Below are 20,585 nucleotides of genomic sequence, written 5' to 3' on the forward strand. Positions count from 1 at the left end.
GCCGTCCCTCGCGAGACAGCTTAAATATAATACCATTCATGCGGGGGTTTGTCAACACTTTTTTCGACATTTTTTTACAGGAATTTTGAAAAGCCATATCTTGTACTTTACAGTGCAACAAAACGCAAATTCAGGCTTTTTCTTTTTTCTTGCGCTTTTGGTGCTGACGCCTTATACTAATATAGTATGATCAAATAACGGTGGTGGCAAACGTATGATGAAGATCTATCAGACCGTGGACAAGCGCCTGGAGCGCACCGGAGAAATCGCAGAAGGCACCTGGGTCAGCCTGACCGCCCCTTCGCCGGAGGAAATCCGCCAGGTGGCCGCCACCCTGGATATCGAACCTGCCGACCTGCAGGCCGCTCTGGACCCGGAAGAATCCGCCCGTGTTTCGCTGGAAGACGGGTATACCGTTATTATCGTGGACGTACCTGTGCAGGTGCCGGACAAAGGGGTGGGTGTGTACACCACCATTCCCTTGGGCATTCTGCTCACCCAGCAGACCATCACCACCGTGTGTGCGGTGGACTCGCAGGTATTGCAGGACTTTGCCGCTTTGCGGGTGCGGGAGTTCAGCACCCGCAAGAAGATGCGGTTTGTGTACCAGATCATGAACCGGGCCGCCATGATGTACCAGCAGGAGCTGCGTCTCATTGACCGCCGCCGGCAGGAGATCGAAAAGAATCTGTCCGGGGCCATGCGGGACAGCGACCTGATTGAACTGCATGCCCTGGAATCCACTCTGGTCTACTTTGCTACCAGTCTGCGGGCCAACAGCACGGTGCTGGACCGTCTGACCCGATACAAGCGGCTGGAACAGTATCCCGATGACATGGAGCTGCTGGATGACGTGATCGTGGAGATGCGGCAGGCCATTGAGATGACCACCATCTACCGCGACGATATCAAAGGTACCCGGGAGCTGTTCAGCGCCGTGCTGGACAACCGCCTGAACAACGCCATGAAATACCTGACTTCGGTCACCCTGATCATGGCCGTTCCCACGGTGGTCTCCGGTTTGTACGGCATGAACGTGAATCTGGCCGGCATGCCCTTTGCCGCCTCCCCCTGGGGATTTGCGGTTGTGTGCGCCATTATTTTGGGTATCTGTGTGGGAGCAGCCTGGTTCCTGCACAAAAAACATATGCTGTGAGCTGTACGGACAGCGGCGCCTTTGCGCCGCTTTTTTATTGGCTTGCGCGGGGTGACCGGTTCGGCTATTCTTTATATAAAAGGGTGTAACAAAGGTCTCCCATTTCCGTTTTATATAAGTAGGAAAAGAAAAGGAGGTGACGGCATGGAGGATTCCGCCATTGTGGCCTTATACTGGGCGCGGGACGAGCAGGCCCTGACCGAGAGCGCCGCCAAGTTCGGGGCCTACTGCCGGAAGATTGCCCTGAACCTGCTGGGCGACCTCTCCGACGCCGAGGAAGTGGAAAACGATACCTGGATGGCCGCCTGGAACAGCATGCCGGAAAACCGTCCCGCCCGACTGGCCCCCTACTTAGGACGGATCACCCGCAACCTGGCACTGGACCGCCGGGACAAAGGCATGGCCCAAAAGCGAGGCGGCGGTCAGGCCGAGCTCCTATTGGAAGAGCTGGAAGGGTGTCTGGCCGGACCAGAGCGGGTCGAGCACGCAGTGGACGCCGCCGAAACCGCCCGGATGATCAGCGCGTTCCTGCGCAGACAGCCGGAGCCTGCCCGGGGCATCTTTATCCGCCGGTACTGGTACTGCGATTCCATGGCGGACATCGGGGCGCGGTATGCCATGCCCGAAGGCCGGGTGCGGGTGATTTTGCACCGGACCCGCAGCAGGCTGAAAAAAGAACTGACCGCACAGGGGGTGAATGTATGACCAACCGGGATTTGTTTGAGGCCATCGGCGCCATTGACGAGGACCTGGTGCTGGCGGCGGACAAACCGCCCGTCCGGCCCAAGCGCAGCTGGCGGCCGGTGCTGCTGCGGGCGGTCCCCGCGGCGGCCTGTCTGTGCCTGTTCGTCGGTACGGTGCTGTGGCAGCTGCAGGGCGGGTTGTCCGGCAAGGGAGCCGCCCCCGATACCGCCGCAGCCGCGGCGCCGGAGGAGGCAGTCAGAGAAGCAATCCCCAGTCAGGCAGCTGGCGGGGACGGCGGTGCCCAAGCCAAGACATATAACAACGCCCCCGCCATATATAATGAATCGGGAGCCACCTTGTCCGCCTTCCCCGCCGAGCTGGCGGACCTGCTGGATACCGGCAGCGATGTCTATACAATGAGTGTCAGTCCGGCTGTTCCGGATCGCACCAAGGACAGTGACTGGACCCTGCCGGAAACGGTCCCGGTGTATGCCAGCATGGCGTCCGCCCGTTCCATTGACACCGGGGGAATGCGCAGCCGGCTGGAAACCATGCTGCAGGCCCTGGGGCTGGACCCTGCCCTGGCGGAGGACGCAGTATACACCGGCCTGACCCAGGAGGAGGCCGAGGCGCAGGCCGACACGCTGCGGGAACAAGGCGGAAGCAAAGGCGCCGAACTGCGTCTTTGGGCCGACGCAGGCCTGCTGACGCTGGACGTTGCCCCCTGCGGAAAGTGGCCGCAGGGACTTCACATAACGGTAGATTGCGAAGGCACCGTCTGCACCGAAGTGCCGGACAGGGAGGCGATGGTTCTCATTCTGCCCCTGCACGCCTATGAAAATATCGACATTGTGCGTTCCAATATGCCCGAGATTGCTGCCCTGGCCGGAAAAGACCCCATCGGTCAGGAATATTTCGGAACAGATTACAACTGGCACATCCGGTTCTATGACGCCGATGACACCTCCACCCGGGGGATCGAGGCCGGGGACCTGCGCAGTGTGGAAATCGAACTGGACGAGGACGGCAACCTGTGCAAGGTTATCTGGCGTGCTCCCGATCTGCTTGAGCCTGTAGGCGAATACGCCACCATTACCCGGGAGGAAGCCGATGAGCTGATGGCGCAGAACATCTTCCTCACCGATGTGGGCACCCTGGACGGCAGCTCTGTGCTGGAATATTTGGACAGTGTGCGTCTGGTATACACCAACCACCGCGTCGGCGCCTGGTATCTGCCCTACTGGAGCTATATTGCCGACGAAGGCACCGATGAAGCCGACCCCTTTCTGCATGTCTACCGGGAGTACCTGGTTCCCGCTGTGCGTCTGCAGGACCTGGAGGCCCTGGCCGACGCGCAGTAACGCACCGTTTTTCCCCGCGGCACCGATGTTGCCGCGGGCTTTTTTGTTTACAACTTTTTCACCTTTTGTCTGCCAAAAGTTTCCGGGACGGGTCGTAGTTATAGATAAGCGCGCCGAAACGCCGCGGCCCTGTGTTTTCCTTACGGGTACAAATTGTAAAAAAGTGCGTTATTGCACCGGTTTTATGTTCAAACCCTCCAAAAGTCTACAATCGCCGTCCCCAAAAGTTGTCTGGTTTCGCGCTTGTTTTCCCCCGTAGAGCGAAGTATAATGTGGTCTATCATCGGGATGGTCCCGATGTGTACAGAAGGAGCTTGCTTATGCGCAGCTGGTGCAGAAATCATCCGGTCTATTTCATGGCCGGATATCTGGTATTTTATCTTGCGTTCTTCTTTTTGCTGGAAAAGTCGGTCCAGGTGCCGGACCTTGTGCTGCATTGCACCCTGGATGACCTGATCCCGTTCTGCAAATATGCCATTATCCCCTATTATGCCTGGTTTGCCTGGATCCCCGCCACCCTGTTCTTTCTTTTGTGGCGGGGCCCGCGGTGGGATTTCTGGCGGCTGTGCCTGCCCCTGTTCACCGGCATGACCCTGGCACTGCTCTTCTGTGCCGTGGTACCCAACGGGGTGTATCTGCGTCCGGCCCATATTCCCGGCACCGACGTGTTTGCCCGGGCGGTGCGGGAGCTGTACCATACCGACACCCCCACCAACGTCTTCCCTTCCATCCATGTGCTCAACGCCGTGACCCTGGACCTGGCCTGGCAGCGCCGTCTGCGCCGGGACCGCATCGCTGTGCGGCTGTGGGGCGGGGCCGCCTCCCATCTGCTGGCAGCGGCCATTGTGGCTTCCACCATGCTGCTGAAACAGCACTCGGCCATGGACGTGATGGGCGGCATCCTGCTGGCACTCTTACTGGACCGCATGGCCGACGGCCTGACCGCCTGGTGGTATGCCCCCCACAGCGACCGCCTGCGCAAGATGTTGGAACGTGTCTGATTTTTCCCCGCCGGACTGGTTGTCCGGCCTTTTTTGTTGCCGCAGCCACTATTTTTTCCCGGTTGTTTTTGCTATACTGAGGGGTAGAGCCCAAACCTTGTCAATCAGCTGAAGTCCAAACATTTCAGGGAGGTATAGATCATGTACAACATTCAGACCATTGCCCCGGATATCGTTTACGTGGGCGCCAGCGACCGTCGTCTGGCCAAGTTCGAGAACCTGTTCCCCATTCCCCGCGGCGTTTCCTACAACTCTTACGTCATTCTGGACGAGAAGACCGCTCTGATGGATACCGCCGATGTGTCGGTGGGTGCCCAGTTCCTGGAGAACGTGGCCGCTGCGCTGAACGGCCGCGGTCTGGACTACCTGGTCATCGATCACATGGAGCCTGACCATGCCGCCATGATCGAGGCGGTGCTGCTGCGCTGGCCCGGTGTGCAGATCGTCTGCAACGCCAAGACCGTGCCCATGCTGAAGGCTTTCTTCCCCGGTGATGCCGCCGCCATCGAGGGCGCCCTGCTGGTGAAGGAGGGCGACACCCTGGAGCTGGGCAAGCACAGCCTGAGCTTTGTCATGGCCCCCATGGTCCACTGGCCGGAAGTCATGATGGCCTTTGATACCGCCACCGGCACCCTGTTCAGCGCCGACGCTTTCGGCACCTTCGGCGCCCTGGGCGGCAGCCTGTTTGCCGACGAAGTGAACTTTGAGCGCGACTGGCTGGACGACGCCCGCCGCTACTACGCCAACATTGTGGGCAAGTACGGCGTGCAGGTGCAGAACGTGCTGAAGAAGGCCGGCGCCCTGCCCATCCAGACCATTGCCCCGCTGCATGGTCCCATCTGGCGCAAGGATCTGGCCTGGTTCCTGGGCAAGTATGACCTGTGGAGCCGCTGGGAAGCCGAGGACAAGGGCGTTGTGGTGCTGTACGGCAGCCTGTACGGCAACACCGCTTCCGCCGCCGAGGCCGTGGCCGCTCAGATCGGCGCCCGCGGCGTGGCCAACGTGAAGGTGATGGACCTGTCCGTGGCCGATGTAAGCGAGGCCGTGAGCGAATGCTGGCGCGCTTCCACCATCGTGCTGGCCAGCCCCACCTACAACGGCGGCCTGTATCCCCCGGTGGCCGCCCTGCTGGACGACCTGCAGTCCCTGGGCCTGCAGAACCGCACCTTCGCTCTCATTGAGAACGGCAGCTGGGCTCCCATGTCCGCCCGTCTGATGACCGCCAAGCTGGAAGCCCTGAAGAACTGCACCGTGCTGGAAGCCAAGCTCACCGTGCGCGGCGCCCTGAACGCCGCCCAGGAGGCCGATGTGGCCGCCCTGGCCGACGCTGTGGCCCAGGCCGTCAACGGCTGATGGCCGCCGGCTGAATCCCTGAAATACCACAAAAGCCCCGTCCCGGCATTGTCCGGGGCGGGGCTTTTCTTGGTTCTTATGCGGATTCAGGCAGGGCTCACAGCTGGATCTTGGGACTTTCGGGCGTTTTGGGCGTCCTGAGGTCAAAGGGGTCATTGTCCCCCGCCAGACCGTCGGCCTGCAGCATCTTTTCCATCACATCAATGTCCGCCGAGAGATCCAGCGCATCGGACTGGAACAGCTTGTCCAGCTGGTTTTCAAAAGCAGTGACCAGGGTGCCCATGGTCTGCTCGATCCGTCGCTTGGATTCGGTGATGTTCTCCCCTTCGATCCCCTGGGCATCCATCTCGGCATAGGCTTCCAGGAGTTTGAGGGAGGTGGGCAGGTAATAGTCCAGGAATTTGCGCATCTGGGGCAGCTTGTCCGGGTCGGACTCCGCCTGGGCAAAGATCTTGGCGGTGACGGCTTCCAACCGGGCGATCCGCTCGCTCATCTCCTCATCGGGGATGGCGTCATTCAGTTCCCGCAGGCGGGCCAGGGTCTTGTCATATTCGCTCTGGGGCGCCGCCGGTGCCTGGGGGGCTGCCGGTTTGGGGGCGGGCTCGGGTTTGGGCGCATCGCCCCGCACAATGAGGCAGCGGGTGCGCATGTCCAGATAGGCATCATCCCCGAACACACCCTTGTCGATGCAGTCTTCCAGATACCGGCGGCATTTGTCATAACTGCAGGGCAGGGCGTCGGCGATTTCCTTGATGTACATGTGGTCCGCATCGCCCACGATCTTGTCGATCTTGCGGCGGATACGGCGTCCGGTGCGCATGATATTGGCACCGATGCACATGCCGATGCCCGCAAACAGGGGCAGGGACCCGGCCACCACATCCTCAATATACAGATCCCAGTACTCCCAGCCGCCATAGAAGATCATGTCATGCAGGCCGCTGACCGTGGCCAGCAGGCCGATGGCCGCCACCACGATGCCCACAATGGCCAGCACGTTGGCGCCGCCGTCCCCCTGCTTGGGCGGGGCGGCCTTGGCGGCGGGGGCCGGTTTTGCCGGCGCCTTTGCCGGTTGGGCATAGATGCTGTTGGTGGGTGCATACCGCTGCCGGGAGCGGAAGGCATCCGAGCTGATCTGGCCGGTGCGCAGCAGGTAGTTGAGGATCAGCAGCACGACGGACACCGGCCACATCCCGAAGCAGAAGGTGAGGATCACCACCCAGATGGGGATCTGGAACGGGGCGTCACCCCGGCGGTACTGCTGGCGCTGGGGCGGACGGTGCCGGGAATACACCGGCGGGCTCACGGGCCGGCGTTTGTCCTGATCGTCATGATAGGGAGAGGGCATGGTAGGATTCCTTCTTTCCGCAAATTGGTCCGCTGTCAGGGCAGATCGGTGAGCAGCTGCCTGATGGAATCATCCAGGTAATATGTGCTGCCCGCCTGGTAGGGATTATCCTTGTCATAGGGCACATGGGTGCACAGATAGGAGACCCAGTTCGTATAGCCGGACACGGTCAGGTGGATGCCGTCCGGCTGGGCATATTCCTCCATCAGGGCGCCCTCCGAGTCGGTGAAGGCGGAGGCCAGATCCAGGTAATAGCAGCCCTTTTCGGCGCACATATCCCGGATGGCAGCGTTGATGGTGTTCAGGTGGTCGGTGGCCATGCCCGGAGAGGTCTCCAGCACCTCGGGACGGACCGGCAGTACCGACTGCACAAAGATTTTGGTGTTCGGCAGGAGGCTCTTCAGGTCATCCAGCATCCGGCCGTAGTAGTTCAGGAAGGAGTCGTCCGCCGTGCCGCTGGCCAGGGCATTGGTGCCCACCAGCACATAGAGCTTGGCGGGCGGGTCGGCTGCCAGCAGGTCATAGGGGATCTCTTCCTCATCGTTGGCGTTCTTCATGGTGGTGCGGTTGACGAAGTTGTTGGGAGAGGCACCCTCATAAGCCAGGATGCGGGCCCCGTCCAGGTCAATGTCGTAATCCACATAGCCCACGGTCAGAGAATCGCCCAGGAATGCCGCGTCGGAGAACCATTCGGTGGTCACACGGCCGAATTCCGGCACCGAATCCGGTGCGGCGGGCAGGGCGGTGTAGGTATAGGAATCGGTCTGCTTCACCGGTCCCACGCTGCCCCAGTTCACGGCCTGGGCCGTGGTGGTGCTGCTGCCGTCCCCGCCGCCGTAAGGCAGGGGCGCCACCAGCCTGTCGGCCAGGGCGGTCTCCGGGCTGGAGACCTGGGAAGGGGGCGTGGTCACGCTTTCCGGCAGGACCAGGGTCACCACACCGGATACCACCAGAATGCCCACCACCGTTGCCAGGAACAGCAGACGCCGCTGCTGGCGGCGGCGCTGACGGGCCGCCTGCTGGCGGGCCGCATCGCTCCGGCGGCGGGGAGGCTGGGGGCCATCCGGTTCCGGTGCCCGCGGCGGGGTGTAGTCTTCCGCGCGGACCCAATCTTCTTCCAGGCCATCGGGGTCATACCGGGCCGGACGCACATCATTGCCGCCCTCCCGGGGGGTATAGGGCGGATGGTAGAGATCCTGCCGGTTGTCCCGCCCCATGCGGCGCACCCCGCCCGTTCCGGGAGAATGGACCTTGCGGCCGGTCTGGCTGCGCGGGTCCTGCCTGTAGCCGCCGTAACCGCCTTCCCTGTTGGGCATATGCGCCCTCCTTTCCTGTTTTGGCCTGTCCGTTTTTTTGGTACCAGATTGATTATACCACACTCGCCCCTGCAAAAACAGACCTGCTCAAAAGTTTTACCCACCGCTCTTGCACGCGATACCGGGGCGTTGTATAATAAGGTTCGTTATAATAAGTATACTTAGCATTTGAGGTGCACGATGGAACCGCTTCACTATCTGCTTATGAAAGCACACACCCAGCTCAACCGCCGGATCATGGCCGACGCCGCCGCGCTCGGGCTGTCTCCCGGGCAGCCCAAGGTCCTGGAATGTCTGGCCGAATGCGGCGAGTGCAACCAGAAAGCCATTGCCCGGTACTGTGAGATCGAACAGGCCACCGTGGGCAGCATCCTGCTGCGCATGGAGCGGGACGGACTGGTGCGTCGGGTCCAGAAGGACGGCAACCGTCGGGCACTGTATGTTTCGCTGACGCCCCGGGGCCTGCAGATGGCCGCCCAGGTCCAGCGGATCTTTCAGCAGGCAGACGCCCGCGCCGCCGCAGAGCTTTCTGTGGAAGAATGCCTGGAACTGCAGCGGCTGCTGCAGCGGGTATACGATGCCGTCGCCGAACCGGAAAGGAAGTCTTTTTGATGCAAACCAAACAAAAACATCTGCTGCGCCGCTGGGCCCTGCTGGTGGTGGGCCTGGTGATCATGGCCTTCGGCGTGGCCTTTTCCATCAAGGCGGGACTGGGCACCTCCCCCATCTCCAGCCTGCCCTATGTGCTCAGCCTGCTTCCCCTGCCCGTGACCCTGACGGTGGGCACCGCCACCATCGCCATGCATGTGACCCTGATCCTGCTTCAGATCCTGCTGCTGCGCCGCCGGTACGATCCCTTCCAGCTGGCCCAGCTGCCGGTGGCCCTGATCTTCGGCAGCCTGACCGACTTCAGCGTCTGGGCCCTGCAGGGCATCACCGTCAGCACCTACCCCGCCCGGTGGGTGCTGTGCATCATCGGCATTCTGCTGGTGGGCGTGGGGGTGAGCTTTGAAGTCACCGCCAACGTGGTCACCCTGGCCGGCGAAGGCATGGTCCTGGCCGTGTGCAAGGTGTTCCCGGTGCCCTTCGGCAACGCCAAGATCGGCTTTGACGTGACCCTGGTGGTCATTGCCAGCGTGCTGTCCCTGGTGTTCCTGGGCGGGCTGTACGGCGTACGGGAAGGCACCGTGGCGGCGGCCTTCTGTGTGGGTCTGGTGGCCCGCCAGGTCAACCGCCCCATGCGCCGGTTTGCCGCCCGGGTGCTGGATTGAATTGCTCTTTTGCAAGACCGCAGTCCTTTTTTGGGAAAGGACTGCGGTCTTTTTGTATCTGTGCGCAGGCAATTGTGAATCTTTTGAAAACTTCCCAGCTTTTACTTGACTTCATCAAGCATCAGGACTATACTTGACCAAGTCAAGAAAGAGAGGTCCTTAATGATGACGGAAACCCTGTCCTACTATTCCACCATTTTGTACCGGGATTTTGCGGCCTACACCTCCCGCCGGCTGCAGGAGCTGGGGCTCAGCCACGGGCTGATGTTCCTTTTGCTGTATGTGGGGCGGCACCCGGGGTGCACCCAGTCGGAACTGACCCAGGCCCTGGGCCTGGACTGGGGGTACGGCCAGCGCAGCACCCTGAAACTGGCGGAGGACGGCTTCCTGACCCGGGAGAAGGAAGGTCGGGCCTACCGGCTGCGCCTGAGCATGAAGGGCGAAAACGCCTTTTCTGTCTGCCACGAGGTCTTTTTTGACTGGGACAAGCAGGCGCTGGAGGAACTGTCCCCCGCGGAACAGACCCAGCTGCTGCTGCTCTTGAAAAAAGTCAAGGAAAAGAAGGCGAATTCCAAACTATGTACCAGACGATAACCTCCCCCGTGAATTACGGCGGCATCCGGCTGAAAAACCGCATCATCTTCGCCCCCACCTCCATGGGGGTGCCCACCGAGGAGTGGCTGGCCCGACTGCAGCGCATCGCCAAAGGCGGCTGCGCCATGATCATCCTGGGGGATGTGCCGGTGCTGCCCCACGGGTTCGGGCCCTCCCTGTACAGCAAGAAGGGCTTTGCCCTGTACAAGCAGGCCGCGGAGCTGGTCCACGGCGAGGGCTGTCTGCTCTGCGCCCAGCTGCACCAGTCGGACTCCGACTTCAAGGCGCTGGTGAAATACCTGCCCGGGTTCCTCTGCAAAAAGATCACGGCGGACGAACTGCGGGCCAAGCTCAACGACGGCGCCGGACCGCTGGTGACCAATATGTCCCGGAAGAAGATCCGCAAGATCACCGAGGCCTTCGGGGAGGCGGCGGTGCTGGCCCAGAAGGCCGGCTTCGACATGATTCAGGTCCACGGGGACCGGATGTGCGGCAGTTTCAGTTCCACCCTCTTCAACCACCGCACCGACGAGTACGGCGGCAGCGCCGAAAACCGGGCCCGGTTCGCGGTGGAAGCGGTACGGGCGGTGCGCAGCCGTCTGCCGGAAATGCCCATCGACTACAAGCTGGCCGTGCGCCAGACCCATCCGGCGTACGGTCGGGCCGGCGTTGCGGAGGAGGAACTGCCCGTCTTTGTGCCTTTGCTGGAACAGGCGGGGGTGACCAGCTTCCATGTGACCCTGGCCGACCACTGCAATCTCAGCGACACCATCCCCCCGGCCAGCCATCCGGAATTCCATGAGGAAGGCTGCTTCCTGAAATTCTGCGACCAGGTTCGGGCCCTGACCCGATGCCCGGTGTGCGGGGTGGGCGGCCTCACCGACCCGGATTTTGTGGAAGCCCAGCTGGCCGCCGGACGCATCGACTGCGCCGCCATGAGCCGCCAGCTCATCGCCGACCCCGACTGGCCCAACAAGGTGGCCGCCGGACAGGCCGGGACCATCCGCCGCTGCGTGCGCTGCAACCGGGAATGCCTGGGCGGCATGATGGCCCACCGCGGCGTCCACTGCATCTACGAACACAAGGAAGAAAGGAAGTCCTGATGATGAAATACGCCATCGTTTACAGCAGCCGCACCGGCAACACCCGCCAGCTGGCCGACGCCCTGCACAGCGCCCTGCCCGCCGGAGACTGCCTCTATTTCGGCGCCCCCGCCCCCGAAGCCCTGGCCGCCGACCGGGTGTATGTGGGCTTCTGGACCGACAAGGGCACCTGCGACGAGGCCGTGGCCGCCTTTTTGCAGAGCGTGCCCGCCGGCAAGGAGGTCTACCTCTTCGGCACCGCCGGGTTCGGCGGCTCCCCTGTCTATTTTGACAAGATCCTGAACGCCGCGGCGGCCAATCTGCCCGCCGGGGTGCAGGTGGCCGGACGGTACATGTGCCAGGGCAGAATGCCCGAGGCTGTCCGCCGCCGGTACGAATCCATGCCCGAAAGCCCCCGCCGTCAGGCCATGCTGGACAATTTTGACCAGGCCCTGGCCCATCCCGATGCCGACGACCTGACCCGGCTGTGTGCCGATGTGCAGGGGACCCTGTGACCGCATAACCCCCCGCCCGGAGCCTGTGCCCCGGGCATTTTTTGTTTTGGCCACGGATTTGTCATATTTATGCGGTATACTGTGGTATCCGATTATCTCCAGGAGGGATTCCCATGGCAAACACCACCAAACAGGCGCTGGAAGCATCCCTGAAACGGATGATGCTGAAAAAGCCCCTGGCCAAGATCACCATCCGCGACATCACCGACGACTGCGGCATCAGCCGCATGGCCTTTTACTACCACTTCAAGGACATCTACGACCTCATCGAATGGGTCTGCGTGGAGGACGCCACCCGGGCGCTGCAGGGCAAAAAGACCTGCGATACCTGGCAGGAAGGGCTGCTGCAGATCTTTGAGGCGGTGCTGGAAAACAAGCCCTTTGTGCTCAACGCCTGCCGCTGCATCAGCCGGGAACAGATGGAGCGGTTCCTGTACAAGCTGACCTACGGGCTCATCCGGGGGGTGGTGGACGAAAAAAGCCGGAGCGCCGCCATCACCGAAGCGGACAAGACCTTCATCGCCGATTTTTACAAGTACAGCTTTGTGGGCATCATGCTGGACTGGATCAAGCAGGGCATGCATGACGACTACCACCAGATCGCCGCCTGCATGGGTCTGACCATGCAGGGCAACATCGACAATTCCATCCGCAACTTCGCCGCCGCCCGCTGAATCCTTTTGTACAAAACCCGCCCGATGATGAAAAACTGATCATCGGGCGGGTTTTGTCAATGGTACACCCTTTGGTTTTGGGGTAAGCTATAGCCACATTCCGAATCAATCACCGCATCTGCGGTTCCCTATTATGAAAGGCGGTTTTGACTATGGCAAGCAATTTTGTAAAACTGACGGCAGCGGCGGCCGGTCTGGCCGGTGCGGGAGCGGCGGTGGCCCTGGCCCGCAAACACACCACAGGCAAAAAGGCGGCGGCACCGGTTTCTGACTACCGCAACACCGAGCTGGGCATGCACAAAAAGAACAGCAAGGGCATCTACTATTCCAGCGGCAACTATGAGGCCTTTGCCCGCCCGGAAAAGCCCGCCGGGGTGGAGGACAAGCACGCCTATCTGGTGGGCAGCGGTCTGGCGTCTTTGGCGGCGGCCTGCTTCCTGGTGCGGGACGGCCAGATGCCCGGTTCCCACATCCACATCCTGGAAGCCATGGACGTGGCGGGCGGCGCCTGCGACGGCATCCACGACCCCACCCGCGGGTACATCATGCGGGGCGGCCGGGAGATGGAAAACCACTTTGAATGTCTGTGGGATCTGTTCCGCAGCATCCCCTCCCTGGAAAAACCGGGGGCTTCGGTGCTGGACGAATTCTACTGGCTGAACAAGCACGACCCCAACTATTCCCTCTGCCGCGCCACCGAGCGCCGGGGCAGGGACGCCCACACCGACGGCCGGTTTGACCTGAGCCAGAAAGCCTGCATGGAGATCGTCAAGCTCTTCATGACCCCCGACGAGGACCTGTACGACAAGACCATCGAGGACGTGTTCGACGATGAGGTGTTCAACTCCACCTTCTGGCTGTACTGGCGCACCATGTTCGCCTTTGAAAACTGGCACAGCGCCCTGGAGATGAAGCTCTATTTCCAGCGGTTCATCCACCACATTGCGGGGCTGCCGGATTTCAGCGCCCTGAAGTTCACCCGGTACAACCAGTATGAATCCCTGATCCTTCCCATGCAGAAGTACCTGGAGGATGCCGGGGTGGATTTCCAGTTCGGCACCGAGGTCACCAACGTCCTCTTTGACATCCACGACGGCCGCAAGGTGGCCACCGCCATCGAGTGCAAGGTCAACGGGGCGGAAAAGGGCATCGTCCTCACCGAGAACGACCTGGTCTTTGTGACCAACGGCAGCTGCACCGAGGGCACCATCTACGGCGACCAGGACCACGCCCCCAACGGGGACGCCGAGGTGCGCACCAGCGGATGCTGGAACCTGTGGAAGAACATCGCCAGACAGGACCCGGCCTTCGGCCATCCGGAGAAGTTCTGCTCCGATGTGTCCAAGACCAACTGGGAGTCCGCCACCATCACCACCCTGGACGAAAAGATCATCCCCTATATCACCAACATCTGCCAGCGGGACCCCCGCAGCGGCCGGGTGGTCACCGGCGGCATCGTCAGCTGCAAGGACTCCGCCTGGCTGCTCAGCTGGACCATCAACCGGCAGGGCCAGTTCAAGGAGCAGGACCCGGAAAAGGTCTGCATCTGGGTGTATGGCCTGTTCACCGATGTTCCCGGCGACTATGTGAAGAAACCCATGAAGGACTGCACCGGCCGGGAGATCACCGAGGAGTGGCTGTACCATCTGGGCGTGCCGGAGGCGGACATTCCCGAACTGGCAGAGCACAGCGCCGTCTGCGTGCCCACCATGATGCCTTATATCACCGCCTTCTTCATGCCCCGGGCCAAGGGGGACCGCCCCGACGTCATCCCCGACGGCTGCGTGAACTTTGCCTTCCTGGGTCAGTTTGCCGAGACCCCCCGGGACACCGTTTTCACCACCGAATACTCGGTGCGCACCGCCATGGAGGCGGTCTACGGCCTGCTGGGCGTGGACCGTGGCGTGCCCGAAGTGTGGGGCAGCGTGTATGACGTGCGGGAGCTGCTGGAAAGCTCCGTCCGCCTGATGGACGGCAAGTCTCCTTTGGAGATCGAGCTGCCCGGTCCCCTGAACCTGCTGAAGAAACCCCTGCTGAAAGCCGTGCAGGGCACGGTGGTGGAGAAACTTCTCCGTGATCACCATGTGCTGAAAGACGGCATGCTGTAACCTGCTGCCATACGGTTCTTCCCTTTGACGTCCCCGCGGAGCTGCGCTCCCGGGGGCGTTTTTTTGCATCCGGGGACCATTCTAAAGGAAACGGAAAGACGCTCCTGGTAGGATGAGGGGAAAAGGAGAGTGTCTGCCCTATGTCCTGCCCCGCTGTATCTGTGTCTGTTCCCTGCCGCCCGTCGGCCCTGCTCCGCTTTGTGCCGGTACCGGTCTGCCTGGGCGCCTGTGCCCTGGTATACGCTTTGTGCGGTGCCGACCTGTGGGCCGGAGCCCGGGCGTATCTGTGTCTGGTCCTGTATCTGCTGCTGCCCGGTCGGCTGCTGGCCGAGCGGCTGGCCCCGGATGTGCCCGGGCTGCGCCCCCTGTGCGCCCTGCTCTGCGGTTGCTGCCTGCTGCTGGTCTGCTACCTGGGGACCATGGTCCTGCACCAGCCCCTGCTTCTGCACTTGGGTCCGCCCGCCCTGTGGGGCGTGCTGCTCTGGCGCAAGGGCGGCATCCGGCGCCGGGAGCGGGTTCTCCCGGCGTTGCCCTGCCATGCCCTGCTCTTGCTGTGGGCGGGGCTCTGCCTGGTTTCGGCCCTGAGCTTCAGCGCCGTGAATCCCCACCCCACCACCGCCGGTGCCGTGCCCCTGGACCGGGACCTTTTGTGGAACGTGGGCAACGCCGAGGCTTTCTGCAAGGCTTTTCCCGCCCAGGATATCCGGTTTGCGGGGGTGCGGTTCTCCTACCATTACCTCACCGAGCTGCTGACCGCCGCCCTGTCCCTGGTCAGCGGGGCGTCCTGTTACGACCTGTGCGCCTTCTTTCTGCCGCCGGTGTGGCTGGCCGGGGCCATCGCCGCCCTGTACTGGCTGGGCCTTGTTATTTACAAAAAGGTAATATACTCTATATTTATACCATTTGTATTGCTTTGCTTTCAGTGCGGGTCTCTGTGGAAGGTCTTTCGCACCGGGGACAGCCTCTTCGGCAACACCATGCTGCGGCATCTGACCTCCAACATCAATGCCCAGGCATCGGCAACGGTGTTTTTCTGTATCTTTCTGGCGTTGTTCAGCCGTCTGGCCCGGGCCCGGTTCGGCGGCATACGGCTGTGGGGGCTGTGTCTTGTCGCCTTTGCCCTGTTCGCGGTGGCCAAAGGGCCGGAGGCTGCCCTGGCCTTGTGCGCCTGCGGTGCCGCCATGGTCTTTGTGCTGCTGTTCCGCAGGGCCCGGTTCCTGCCCGCGGTGGTCTTTGCCGCCCTGCTGGCCGGGGTGTTTGCCCTGGTATACCGCACGCTGTACGCCGCCGGAGCCAACACCAGCATGCAGTTTTCCCTCTTTTCCATGCGGGATACCCTGACCTACGCCCGTCTGGAGCCCCTGGCCGACTGGCTCTGCGCCCATCTGCCGGTTTCGGGGTATGTGTGGCTGGGGCTTATCGGGGTGGCAAACACCTTTTTCTTCTGTCCCTTCCAGTTCTGCCTGTGGGCGCGGAGCCTGCCGGAAGCCCTGCGGAACCTGCCCCGGCTGGACGCCGCCCACCTGCTGCTCCACGCGGGTACGGCGGGCGGGTTCCTGGCCTACCATCTCTTCCGCCACGAAAGTTCCAGCCAGATCTACTTTGCCCTGTTTGCCCTGCTCTGCATGAGCATTCTGGCCGCCGAGCAGCTGCCCGCCCTGCACCGGGCCAAACGGCCGCCCCTGTTCACCCTGGGGGCCGGGGCTGCCGGCCTTGTGACGACCCTGTGCATGGTGCTGGCCCTGGGCGGGAAGGGCGCCGCCATGCTGGCCCGGATGCCGGAGGGCGGCCTGTACACGCCCGGTGCCGTCACCGCCTTGGATGAGCAGGCCGGACAATGGCTGCGGGACCACGCCCCCGACGGCACCGTGTTCCTGACCAACCGCACCAGCGGTCTGCCCGACCCGGACCCCGCCGGACAGGATGGCATCTCCAACGTGTACACCGCTTTTTCCGGCGTGCAGTGCTACATGGAGGGCTGGACCTATGCCGTGAGCAACATGGGCGTGTCCCCGGAAGAGGTGGGACGCCGCCGGACCCTCACGGATACCGTGTTCGACCCTGCCACCCCCGCCGATGTCCGGGAAGACCTCTGCCGGGAGGCCGGGGTCACCTGTCTGGTCTGGGCCAGACGCTGGCCGGGCCGTCTGCCGCCGGACAAGCACCCGGTCTTTGAAAACGCCGAGGTGGCCATCTACTGGATGTAGGCGTTTCCCGGCCCATTGCACCGGTGTGGTATAATAAAGGAAAGAGCCGCCGCGCCTCCACGCCCACCTCCGGGCGGACGGCACGGCCCAAGGAGGTTTTTGTCATGCGTAAGAATTTCGGAGCCAAGCCCTGGACCTATCCCCAGCCGGTCTTCATCATTGCCACCTACGGGGAGGACGGCACCCCCGATGCCATGAACGCGGCCTGGGGCGGCATCAGCGATGATACCCAGCTGTCCATCTGTCTGGGCGCCAACCACAAGACCACCGCCAACATCCTGGCCCGCAAGGCCTTTACGGTGAGCATGGCCACCGCCGACCAGCTGGTCCCCTGCGACTATGTGGGCATCGCTTCGGCCAACACGGTGCCCGACAAGCTGGCCAAGACCGGCTGGCACACCACCCGGTCCGCCTTTGTGGACGCCCCCCTCATTGACGAACTGCCCATGGCGGTAGAGTGCCGTCTGGTCAGCTACGATCCCGAATCCTGCCATCTGGTGGGGGAGATCGTCAACGTGAGCGCCGACGAATCGGTGCTGGACGAATCCGGCAAGATCGACCCGGACAAGCTGCAGCCCATCCTCTTTGACCCCATCCACAACGCCTACCGCAAGCTGGGCGAGAAGGCGGGCAACGCCTTCCGGGACGGCGCAGCCCTGCGGTAACCCCACCATACAAAAACCTCCCGACACAGATCCCGCCGGGAGGTTTTTTTCGTACAGGCGAAGAGATATCCGCCATACAAGTATTGCGTTTCCATAGCATTTCCGCTATACTGGAAGACACCGATACCATATGCTCCATAAAAAGGCAGGGATTTCCATGAGGGTAAAGCAAGTCTGGATGTCCGGGGACACGGCCCGGAAAAGCCGGTATGCCCTGCGGACCCTGGGCGGTATTCTGGGCGTGGCCGCTCTGCTCATGGCGCTCACGGCGGGCCTCACGGTGCTGGCCCTGGTCCTGCGGTGGCCGATGCAGGCGGTGGGCCTGCTTTTCTGTGCAGGCATCACGGCCCTGGGATTCTGGCTGGGACTGCGGCTGGGGCAAAGGAGTCTGCGGGACGCCACCGTCTTTCTGCTCACCGACGATGACCGCCTGTTCCTCCTGAACGCCGGGGAACTGAACAACGGCCGGACGCTTCTCCGCTACGCCGCCGGCACCCTGCGGACCCAGGCCCTGCTGCGGGAACTGGCCGCCGACCCCTTTGTGCCGGCCCTGGCCAAAGAGATCCTGCAGGTGGAAAACATCCGGGAAACCGCCGGCCATTATGCCCTGCGCTGCCGCATGCGGGTGCAGGACGGCCCCGTTTTCCGCAAGACCTGCCTGCTGGTGAAAGGGGTGGAGGCGGAGGACCAGCTTCTTCGCCAGCTGGAGCGGCGCCGGAACTGGCAGACGGATTGGGAACCGCAGGAAAACCGCAATCCCCTTTACATCACCCTCAGCGGGGCCGCTCTGGCCGTGCTGGTGCTTCTGTGCGTCATGAGCCATCCGGCCGTGGGGACCCTGTCCGCGGACCTCTACTTTCCCTGTCTGGGCGGCGCTTTTGTGGCCTTTTTCCTGCTGGTGTACTGTATCCTCCGTCAGACCCGGGGAGAGTGAAGCTTATGCCAGATCCAGGCGCTGCCGGTTGGAAAAGCCCTGCGCCTTGAAATCGGAAGAGAGGAACTCCACCTGCTCCGGGTGTACGCACAACAGGTGCATGGGCGGGTCCATCCGCTTCAGGTAGTCCAGCGGGATGTTTTTGCGGGCCGCATGGGCCTTGTACCGGTCACTGAAGGGCTCCACCACCTCTGCACGGCCCATGACCTGCATGCCGTGCAGGGTCCCGAACCCCTGATATTTGTCAAAGATGGCCAGACAGACCTGCGGGTTCTGTTCCAGGCCGATGAACTTTTTGCCGCCCTCGGTGAACATCCAGAAGCAGCCGTCATGGTAGCTGTACTCGATGGGGGTGCAGCGGACATACGTCCCCGCCCCGGTGGCCAGCGCGCAGGTATTGTTGGCCAGAATGTACGCTTCCGCCGCCTGCCGCAGGGCCGCCGGGTCCATCTTTGCATTGCCGGCATCCTTTTCATCCCAGTACCGGGCTGCCGCGGCGTATTCATCATGGGTCATGATGGGATCCTCCTTTTGTTTTTCTTCTATTATGACGTATTTCAAACGCAGATACAATCTTTTTTTGTGAGGCAGCCATGTCGTACACACCTGAACAGCTCTCCGAAGCCAAACGCCAGATCGACTCCCCCCTGCACAAGCTGCGGGAGGTGGTCAAGACCCTGGAAGCCAAGGAAGACCCCGACCGGTACAAGTCCCAGATCACCCTGGCCAGACGCCGTATCCAGGCGTTCACCATCGCCGGGGACCTGATCCGGCAGGAACTGGACAAGAAAGAATGAATGCAGGCCCCGGCCTTCCCTGCAGGGAAGGCCGGGGCCTGTTGGATCGGGGCTGCGTATCAGACCTCTCCGTTTCCGGCGGCACAGCTTTCCAGCCATGCATCCGCCTCGGTCCGGTCATGAAAAATGTGCAGGGTGCGCCCCTGCCGGTACTTGTCCAGAAGGGCATGGATGACCGGCAGCTGCTTTTGGGGAAAATCTTCGATCCAACGCCGGAACTCCGGGTCAAAGGTCGTTTCCACCCAGGGCAGATCCTCATGCGGCCTGCCCACCCGGGACGCCGCCCCGGCCAGACAGACTTCCAGCGGGTAGTCCAGCAGAAATACCGTGTCACATGCCTGCAGACGGCGCTCCATGGTGCGCAGATAGTTGCCGTCGATGATCCAGCGGTCCCCGCACAGGACCTCTTCCAGCCGGGTGTCAAATTCGGCATGGGAAATCTGGGTGCCATCCGGTTTATGCCAGATCCGGTCCAGATAGACCAGCGGCAGCCCGGTTTTGTCCCGCAGTGCCCGGGCAAAGGTGCTTTTGCCCCCGCCGGGGCAGCCGATGACCAGTATCTTTTGCATCTTGCCTTTCCTCCCCGCTGCATGGTGAAGTTCCTTTCATTATACGGAAGCCGGTTTTCCCCGTCAACCGCCCCTCTTGAACACCGGTTAGAAAAACCTGCCCGTTGCTTGACCACGCCTCGCTTGCGGTGCGGGGAAGGCCCGCGGTACAATACAGATACAGAAACCGCGCGGCTCTGAGACCATGAAAGGGAGGCATCAGCCTTATGGAACCCATTTCCCGTACTTTGGGCGGCAGCATCGCCGCCCTGCGCAAAGCCAAAGGTCTGACACAGGAACAGCTGGCCGCCCGGGTGGGGGTATCGGCCCCGGCCGTGAGCAAGTGGGAGACCGGAGTTTCCCAAAGTTAAAGAGATTGTCATGGACAATCCACGCTTACATATTTCTTTTGTACTCATAATCATACGCTTACGCTGAGACGAAAGATCATACTTTTTTCAAGATCCAGCCCCGAAACTCATCAGGGCTGGATTTTTACTTTTAACCAAGATTTTTCCACCTTAGGGCTTCCTTTTTGAAATTTTTGAAATCCTCAAAGGTTTCTTGCATCCGGACCAGGCGGTCGGCTGGGAAACCGAACGTTTTCTTTGTTTTGTTAATGGCATTGCACTAGTCCGAGATTCGCTCTTGCATAGGTGGCTGTAGTCATTGGCTCCCTTTTCTCGTTAGACAACAGTTGTATGCTTGAGATTGTTCTGGCTTCTCCATACTTGCTTAGATTTTTCTAGATTAATAGAAGAAAATTCGTGTAAACATGAAGAGCAATCTTGTGCTTTGAGAGGGCTTGTGGTATCCTGTTATTGATGTAAGTATCACTTCAAGCGCTTGATAACTAAGACAAGGGGAATGCTATGGAAGTTAGTTACAAAAAACTATGGAAAATCCTGATAGATAGAGATATGAAGAAAAAGGATTTGCAGGCGAAGGCCGGTATCAGCTGGGCATCCGTT

The 20,585-nt window shown here is 61.5% G+C and carries 21 protein-coding genes and 1 pseudogene; 18 read left to right on the forward strand and 4 right to left on the reverse strand.

Annotated elements, in window-relative coordinates; all coding sequences use genetic code 11:
* Positions 1–214: 214 nt before the first annotated feature.
* From Q0K17_RS05685 to Q0K17_RS05705, 5 genes are all read left to right on the forward strand, one after another.
* A complete protein-coding gene (locus tag Q0K17_RS05685) occupies positions 215–1,156 on the forward strand; it encodes a magnesium transporter CorA family protein (RefSeq protein ID WP_294540854.1) in 942 nt (313 codons plus the stop codon).
* Positions 1,157–1,300: 144 nt separating this feature from the next.
* On the forward strand, positions 1,301–1,861 hold the full coding sequence (locus Q0K17_RS05690; RefSeq protein ID WP_294540856.1) for a sigma-70 family RNA polymerase sigma factor: 561 nt from the start codon (positions 1,301–1,303) through the stop codon (positions 1,859–1,861).
* Positions 1,858–3,201, forward strand: a complete 1,344-nt coding sequence (locus Q0K17_RS05695) for a hypothetical protein (RefSeq protein WP_294540858.1) — start codon at positions 1,858–1,860, stop codon at positions 3,199–3,201. The genes Q0K17_RS05690 and Q0K17_RS05695 overlap by 4 nt, the downstream gene beginning before the upstream one ends.
* A 320-nt stretch (positions 3,202–3,521) precedes the next feature.
* The gene (locus Q0K17_RS05700) at positions 3,522–4,202 is read left to right on the forward strand and encodes a phosphatase PAP2 family protein (RefSeq protein ID WP_294540860.1); all 681 of its coding nucleotides are present in this window, start codon (positions 3,522–3,524) and stop codon (positions 4,200–4,202) included.
* 141 nt (positions 4,203–4,343) lie between these two features.
* On the forward strand, positions 4,344–5,555 hold the full coding sequence (locus Q0K17_RS05705) for an FprA family A-type flavoprotein (protein ID WP_294540862.1): 1,212 nt from the start codon (positions 4,344–4,346) through the stop codon (positions 5,553–5,555).
* 97 nt (positions 5,556–5,652) lie between these two features.
* On the opposite strand, the gene Q0K17_RS05710 is transcribed toward Q0K17_RS05705, so the two are convergent.
* Both Q0K17_RS05710 and Q0K17_RS05715 read right to left on the reverse strand, forming a co-directional pair.
* Positions 5,653–6,903 carry a 5-bromo-4-chloroindolyl phosphate hydrolysis family protein gene (locus Q0K17_RS05710; protein ID WP_294540864.1) on the reverse strand — a complete coding sequence of 417 codons (1,251 nt, stop codon included), beginning with the start codon at positions 6,901–6,903 and terminating at the stop codon, positions 5,653–5,655.
* A 35-nt stretch (positions 6,904–6,938) separates the two neighbouring features.
* Entirely contained in the window at positions 6,939–8,219 is a 1,281-nt protein-coding gene (locus Q0K17_RS05715; RefSeq protein ID WP_294540866.1) for a GDSL-type esterase/lipase family protein, read from the reverse strand.
* Positions 8,220–8,423: 204 nt separating this feature from the next.
* On the opposite strand from Q0K17_RS05715, the gene Q0K17_RS05720 reads away from it, so the two are divergent.
* From Q0K17_RS05720 to Q0K17_RS05765, 10 genes are all read left to right on the forward strand, one after another.
* The gene (locus Q0K17_RS05720; protein ID WP_294540868.1) at positions 8,424–8,831 is read left to right on the forward strand and encodes a MarR family transcriptional regulator; all 408 of its coding nucleotides are present in this window, start codon (positions 8,424–8,426) and stop codon (positions 8,829–8,831) included.
* Positions 8,831–9,490 carry a DUF6198 family protein gene (locus tag Q0K17_RS05725; protein WP_294540870.1) on the forward strand — a complete coding sequence of 220 codons (660 nt, stop codon included), beginning with the start codon at positions 8,831–8,833 and terminating at the stop codon, positions 9,488–9,490. Before Q0K17_RS05720 ends, Q0K17_RS05725 begins: the two co-directional genes overlap by 1 nt.
* Positions 9,491–9,652: 162 nt before the next feature.
* Positions 9,653–10,084 carry a bilirubin utilization transcriptional regulator BilQ gene (gene bilQ / locus Q0K17_RS05730; RefSeq protein WP_294540872.1) on the forward strand — a complete coding sequence of 144 codons (432 nt, stop codon included), beginning with the start codon at positions 9,653–9,655 and terminating at the stop codon, positions 10,082–10,084.
* Positions 10,069–11,187, forward strand: coding sequence for a bilirubin reductase (bilR, locus tag Q0K17_RS05735; protein WP_294540874.1), 1,119 nt, complete (start codon positions 10,069–10,071; stop codon positions 11,185–11,187). The genes bilQ and bilR overlap by 16 nt, the downstream gene beginning before the upstream one ends.
* Positions 11,187–11,681, forward strand: a complete 495-nt coding sequence (gene bilS / locus Q0K17_RS05740; protein WP_366776742.1) for a flavodoxin family protein BilS — start codon at positions 11,187–11,189, stop codon at positions 11,679–11,681. The genes bilR and bilS overlap by 1 nt, the downstream gene beginning before the upstream one ends.
* Positions 11,682–11,794: 113 nt before the next feature.
* Complete coding sequence (locus Q0K17_RS05745; RefSeq protein ID WP_294540876.1) at positions 11,795–12,355, forward strand: TetR/AcrR family transcriptional regulator; 561 nt, start codon at positions 11,795–11,797, stop codon at positions 12,353–12,355.
* Between the two features lie 152 nt (positions 12,356–12,507).
* The gene (locus Q0K17_RS05750) at positions 12,508–14,463 is read left to right on the forward strand and encodes an oleate hydratase (protein WP_294540878.1); all 1,956 of its coding nucleotides are present in this window, start codon (positions 12,508–12,510) and stop codon (positions 14,461–14,463) included.
* 140 nt (positions 14,464–14,603) lie between these two features.
* Complete coding sequence (locus tag Q0K17_RS05755; RefSeq protein ID WP_294540880.1) at positions 14,604–16,670, forward strand: hypothetical protein; 2,067 nt, start codon at positions 14,604–14,606, stop codon at positions 16,668–16,670.
* Between the two features lie 104 nt (positions 16,671–16,774).
* Positions 16,775–17,335: a flavin reductase family protein gene (locus Q0K17_RS05760; protein ID WP_294540882.1), complete on the forward strand. Its 561-nt coding sequence runs from the start codon at positions 16,775–16,777 to the stop codon at positions 17,333–17,335.
* Positions 17,336–17,492: 157 nt separating this feature from the next.
* A complete protein-coding gene (locus Q0K17_RS05765) occupies positions 17,493–18,269 on the forward strand; it encodes a hypothetical protein (protein ID WP_294540884.1) in 777 nt (258 codons plus the stop codon).
* A 3-nt stretch (positions 18,270–18,272) separates the two neighbouring features.
* Here the strand turns inward: Q0K17_RS05765 and Q0K17_RS05770 are convergent, their stop codons facing one another.
* Positions 18,273–18,785: a pyridoxamine 5'-phosphate oxidase family protein gene (locus Q0K17_RS05770; RefSeq protein WP_294540885.1), complete on the reverse strand. Its 513-nt coding sequence runs from the start codon at positions 18,783–18,785 to the stop codon at positions 18,273–18,275.
* A 77-nt stretch (positions 18,786–18,862) separates the two neighbouring features.
* Between Q0K17_RS05770 and Q0K17_RS05775 the strand changes: the two genes are divergently transcribed.
* Positions 18,863–19,066 carry a hypothetical protein gene (locus Q0K17_RS05775; protein WP_294540887.1) on the forward strand — a complete coding sequence of 68 codons (204 nt, stop codon included), beginning with the start codon at positions 18,863–18,865 and terminating at the stop codon, positions 19,064–19,066.
* A gap of 59 nt (positions 19,067–19,125) precedes the next feature.
* Here the strand turns inward: Q0K17_RS05775 and Q0K17_RS05780 are convergent, their stop codons facing one another.
* The gene (locus tag Q0K17_RS05780; protein WP_294540889.1) at positions 19,126–19,635 is read right to left on the reverse strand and encodes an adenylate kinase; all 510 of its coding nucleotides are present in this window, start codon (positions 19,633–19,635) and stop codon (positions 19,126–19,128) included.
* A 206-nt stretch (positions 19,636–19,841) separates the two neighbouring features.
* Here Q0K17_RS05780 and Q0K17_RS05785 point away from each other — a divergent pair.
* A pseudogene (locus tag Q0K17_RS05785) lies at positions 19,842–19,970 on the forward strand (helix-turn-helix transcriptional regulator); the annotation flags it as partial.
* 516 nt (positions 19,971–20,486) lie between these two features.
* On the forward strand, positions 20,487–20,585 hold a 99-nt coding region (locus Q0K17_RS05790; protein WP_294540893.1), incomplete at its 3' end, for a helix-turn-helix transcriptional regulator.

This window comes from uncultured Gemmiger sp., assembly GCA_944388105.1.
In the GTDB taxonomy this organism is placed as follows: domain Bacteria; phylum Bacillota; class Clostridia; order Oscillospirales; family Ruminococcaceae; genus Gemmiger.

Coding starts and splice junctions, on each gene's coding strand:
- Q0K17_RS05685 (WP_294540854.1), top strand. CDS start 215: ATGATGAAGATCTATCAGACCGTGGACAAGCGCCTGGAGCGCACCGGA.
- Q0K17_RS05690 (WP_294540856.1), top strand. CDS start 1,301: ATGGAGGATTCCGCCATTGTGGCCTTATACTGGGCGCGGGACGAGCAG.
- Q0K17_RS05695 (WP_294540858.1), top strand. CDS start 1,858: ATGACCAACCGGGATTTGTTTGAGGCCATCGGCGCCATTGACGAGGAC.
- Q0K17_RS05700 (WP_294540860.1), top strand. CDS start 3,522: ATGCGCAGCTGGTGCAGAAATCATCCGGTCTATTTCATGGCCGGATAT.
- Q0K17_RS05705 (WP_294540862.1), top strand. CDS start 4,344: ATGTACAACATTCAGACCATTGCCCCGGATATCGTTTACGTGGGCGCC.
- Q0K17_RS05710 (WP_294540864.1), bottom strand. CDS start 6,903: ATGCCCTCTCCCTATCATGACGATCAGGACAAACGCCGGCCCGTGAGC.
- Q0K17_RS05715 (WP_294540866.1), bottom strand. CDS start 8,219: ATGCCCAACAGGGAAGGCGGTTACGGCGGCTACAGGCAGGACCCGCGC.
- Q0K17_RS05720 (WP_294540868.1), top strand. CDS start 8,424: ATGAAAGCACACACCCAGCTCAACCGCCGGATCATGGCCGACGCCGCC.
- Q0K17_RS05725 (WP_294540870.1), top strand. CDS start 8,831: ATGCAAACCAAACAAAAACATCTGCTGCGCCGCTGGGCCCTGCTGGTG.
- bilQ (WP_294540872.1), top strand. CDS start 9,653: ATGATGACGGAAACCCTGTCCTACTATTCCACCATTTTGTACCGGGAT.
- bilR (WP_294540874.1), top strand. CDS start 10,069: ATGTACCAGACGATAACCTCCCCCGTGAATTACGGCGGCATCCGGCTG.
- bilS (WP_366776742.1), top strand. CDS start 11,187: ATGATGAAATACGCCATCGTTTACAGCAGCCGCACCGGCAACACCCGC.
- Q0K17_RS05745 (WP_294540876.1), top strand. CDS start 11,795: ATGGCAAACACCACCAAACAGGCGCTGGAAGCATCCCTGAAACGGATG.
- Q0K17_RS05750 (WP_294540878.1), top strand. CDS start 12,508: ATGGCAAGCAATTTTGTAAAACTGACGGCAGCGGCGGCCGGTCTGGCC.
- Q0K17_RS05755 (WP_294540880.1), top strand. CDS start 14,604: ATGTCCTGCCCCGCTGTATCTGTGTCTGTTCCCTGCCGCCCGTCGGCC.
- Q0K17_RS05760 (WP_294540882.1), top strand. CDS start 16,775: ATGCGTAAGAATTTCGGAGCCAAGCCCTGGACCTATCCCCAGCCGGTC.
- Q0K17_RS05765 (WP_294540884.1), top strand. CDS start 17,493: ATGAGGGTAAAGCAAGTCTGGATGTCCGGGGACACGGCCCGGAAAAGC.
- Q0K17_RS05770 (WP_294540885.1), bottom strand. CDS start 18,785: ATGACCCATGATGAATACGCCGCGGCAGCCCGGTACTGGGATGAAAAG.
- Q0K17_RS05775 (WP_294540887.1), top strand. CDS start 18,863: ATGTCGTACACACCTGAACAGCTCTCCGAAGCCAAACGCCAGATCGAC.
- Q0K17_RS05780 (WP_294540889.1), bottom strand. CDS start 19,635: ATGCAAAAGATACTGGTCATCGGCTGCCCCGGCGGGGGCAAAAGCACC.